At 46.5% G+C, this 2,819-nt stretch carries 3 protein-coding genes and 3 pseudogenes; 2 read left to right on the top strand and 4 right to left on the bottom strand.

The features are described from left to right. Positions 1–355 (bottom strand): annotated as a pseudogene (locus B1A75_RS19050) (IS701 family transposase); the annotation flags it as partial. A 412-nt stretch (positions 356–767) separates the two neighbouring features. On the opposite strand from B1A75_RS19050, the gene B1A75_RS19040 reads away from it, so the two are divergent. Continuing rightward, positions 768–989, top strand: coding sequence for a transposase (locus B1A75_RS19040; protein WP_254866671.1), 222 nt, complete (start codon positions 768–770; stop codon positions 987–989). Positions 990–1,305: 316 nt separating this feature from the next. On the opposite strand, the gene B1A75_RS20710 is transcribed toward B1A75_RS19040, so the two are convergent. The 3 genes and pseudogenes from B1A75_RS20710 to B1A75_RS20700 form a co-directional block, all read right to left on the bottom strand. Beyond that, the gene (locus B1A75_RS20710; protein WP_368483963.1) at positions 1,306–1,581 is read right to left on the bottom strand and encodes a hypothetical protein; all 276 of its coding nucleotides are present in this window, start codon (positions 1,579–1,581) and stop codon (positions 1,306–1,308) included. Between the two features lie 9 nt (positions 1,582–1,590). Continuing rightward, positions 1,591–1,868, bottom strand: a pseudogene (locus tag B1A75_RS20705) (IS110 family transposase); the annotation flags it as partial. Between the two features lie 53 nt (positions 1,869–1,921). Continuing rightward, positions 1,922–2,476, bottom strand: coding sequence for an IS110 family transposase (locus B1A75_RS20700; protein WP_368483962.1), 555 nt, complete (start codon positions 2,474–2,476; stop codon positions 1,922–1,924). Positions 2,477–2,615: 139 nt separating this feature from the next. Between B1A75_RS20700 and B1A75_RS19030 the strand changes: the two are divergent. Then, positions 2,616–2,819 (top strand): annotated as a pseudogene (locus B1A75_RS19030) (IS66 family transposase); the annotation flags it as partial.

Here is a 2,819-nt window from a genome sequence, read left to right as displayed (position 1 = left end):
CAGCCCGTGAAGAAGGCTTCGTTTTTTGGCAAATGGTATCATCAATCGACACAAAAATGGGTTGCTTCTCCCGTTTGGCTATTCGCTTGATGCGATGCAGGATCCATGGCTGGAGTTTGCGAAGCAACGTCTCTTCATCCCAAGGGCTTTTCGTGAAAAAATGGCTGARCGTTGTTCGATGATTGGGATGAAAACTCCAGTGATGGAGATCCGTCAGCGTTCCCGAGAATCCCTTGGTGGTCAAGGCATCGACGATATGAACGAGATGCTTCAGAACCGGCTTCGAGAAATGCAATGCCAACCCCAATGCGAAGAAAAACTTGTGGATTCCTTGATGATGTGCTAATCTATTCATGAGACATGAACCTCCTTGTGAATGGTTGGTTAGCACATCTATTTTAACCAAGGAGTCGGGTTCATGTCTCCTTTTTTGTTTGGTTGTCAATTTATGTTAGTGAATTTGCTCATCTACAGTTCTGTAAATACTTTAGCCCCCCTAAAACATTACTGAACCTATTATATCGTTCATTGAAAAGTTGACCTTCGTATAAGTGGTGCCTAATCCGATTATACTGCCGCTTAAAAAAATGGAAAGGAGCGGGACTGGGCATGAAACGTCTCAAAATCATCAATGATCACGAATGGACACTTCGTAAACAGGAACGGAAAATCAAGCATCCCCTTCTTCGCCAACGGGGAATGGCGGTTCACCTAGTCATGGAGAACTATTTGAGCAAAGAAGCGAAGAGCACTATCGTGATCGTCTCATGGTTTTGGTGTTGGATAACATCCGTATTCACCATGCCCAAATAGTTCAGAAGTTTTTGCGAGAGGAAAGGAAGTATTTTCACTTGATTTCTCTTCTTCCCTATTCGCCACAGCTCAACCCGATCGAACGGTTATGTAAATTTATGGAATATAAGGTGATTGCTAATGTCTTTCGTAAGGATCACAACGATATCATTCAAGCCATTACTCGTACAGGATGACTGAGAAGTTAACTCCTTGATATTGCATGTATATAGATGGAGTTTGAAGCTTTACCATTTGTCGCTTTTAAAGAGCTATTTGAACGACGATCGGGCAACCGAACAACGTCGCTTCCGGGTGATTGTTCGGTCTTCCGTCACGTCAAGGCTTGCCTCCGTGAGTCGGAAAAGAGACAAGCGACTTTTTCATCAAGGGTATGTTAAACTGCTTCGTTACATCTATCCTGAAAACACCAATTAACAAAAAACGGCCCCCACCTAGCCTTCGGAATTAGATTCCAATTTAACTTATTTAAGTATATATGGTTAACCAAAGCTACGCACTCGTTTTTTCCCGTTTCACTTCGTACCCTAACCCCTCTAACCGTTTCACCGTTCGACGCACGATGCTCGCTTCCCGATGCCGATCCCAGTAGTCGGTTCCCAACTCGCGATACGGTTCCTTTCGAGTTAAGATCGAATGGATGATTTCTAATATGTTTCTCCCTAATGCGACACTCGCTCGATTCGCTCCCCTTCGTTTCACAATTCGATGGTGCTTCGCTGACAGGTAGTTGTTCTTCGTTCGGGCGGCAGCACGGGCACATTCCACAAGGTACACCCTCAGCTTCTGGTTTCCTTTCCCCATCCGATCAGACAGCCTTTTTCCCGCACTCTCATGATTCCCGGGAGCCATTCCCCCCACGAGGCCAAATGCGCGGCCGTAGGAAACCGGCTCATATCTGTCCCGATTTCCGCTATGATTTGCTCCGCACCTTGCCGCCCGACTCCCGGGATCGTATCGATGAGCTCCAGCACTTCATGAAAAGGCGCGTTCTCTCCTCGATCTCCCGATCCAACCGGACAATCGCTCCGTCTAAATATTCCACATGGCGCCATTGCTCCGCCAATATCATTCTTTGATGCGTCCCTATGATTCCTTTCAACGCGCTCTAGAACTCCTCCTTTTTTTGTTTCAGCCGTCCTTTGGCGAGTTGGATCAGCCTCGCCGGATCGTCCGTTCCTTCGATTAGGGAGCGAAGGATGAGCCGAGCCGACACCCCATTGATGTTGGTGACTACCGAAGACAGTTTGATATTGGCTCCTTCGAGCACTTTTTGGATACGGTTGAGCTCCTCGGCCCGTTCCTCGATCAAAATGCGCTGACAACGGACCAGTTCCCCGAGTCCCCACTGAGCCCGATCGGGGATATAGCTTCCCTTTAACAATCCATGGCGAAGAAAGTCCACGATCCACTTGGCATCTTTGACATCCGTCTTTCGCTCGGGAACCGTTTTAATATGTTGGGCATTCACGACAAGCACTTCGATGGGTTCCTCTTCAAGGAGGTGATACACCGGCTTCCCATATACGCCTGTTGATTCTATGGCAACGTGCGTCACTTGTTTTTCTTTCAGCCAATCCACCAATGCCTCGAGATCATTAGTCATCGTACCAAATGTGCGAATGTCTTTTCCTTCAKGGGTTAGGGCACAAGCTGTGATCAATTGCTTATGYASATCCAATCMACAACAGCGYTCRTACGTAACTATTCAGCCCGTACATAGAAAAAATTTACGAGAGCCGGTTTGTTCGTACCTTCCTTGTCTATACTAATTACCATCATAGACATGGGAGGTGAACACAATGGCAAATGTTGCTTTTGGCTTCCAAGAAGCGGTCTTCACACTCGAAAGCATGGTGGCAAACATCGAACGTCAAGCACAGACCATCGAAAAACTCATCAACGAAAATAAACAGTTAAGACAAGAAAACCAGCAATTGAAAGCACGTATTGCAGAATTAGAMGCCCGTACGAAAAAAAACAGTACGAATAGTCATTTACCGCCG

Source organism: Geobacillus sp. LEMMY01 (assembly GCF_002042905.1).
Taxonomy (GTDB): Bacteria; Bacillota; Bacilli; order Bacillales; family Anoxybacillaceae; genus Geobacillus; species Geobacillus proteiniphilus.
The sequence above is the reverse complement of the archived record's forward strand: the minus strand, read 5'-3'. Positions and strand labels throughout refer to the sequence as shown.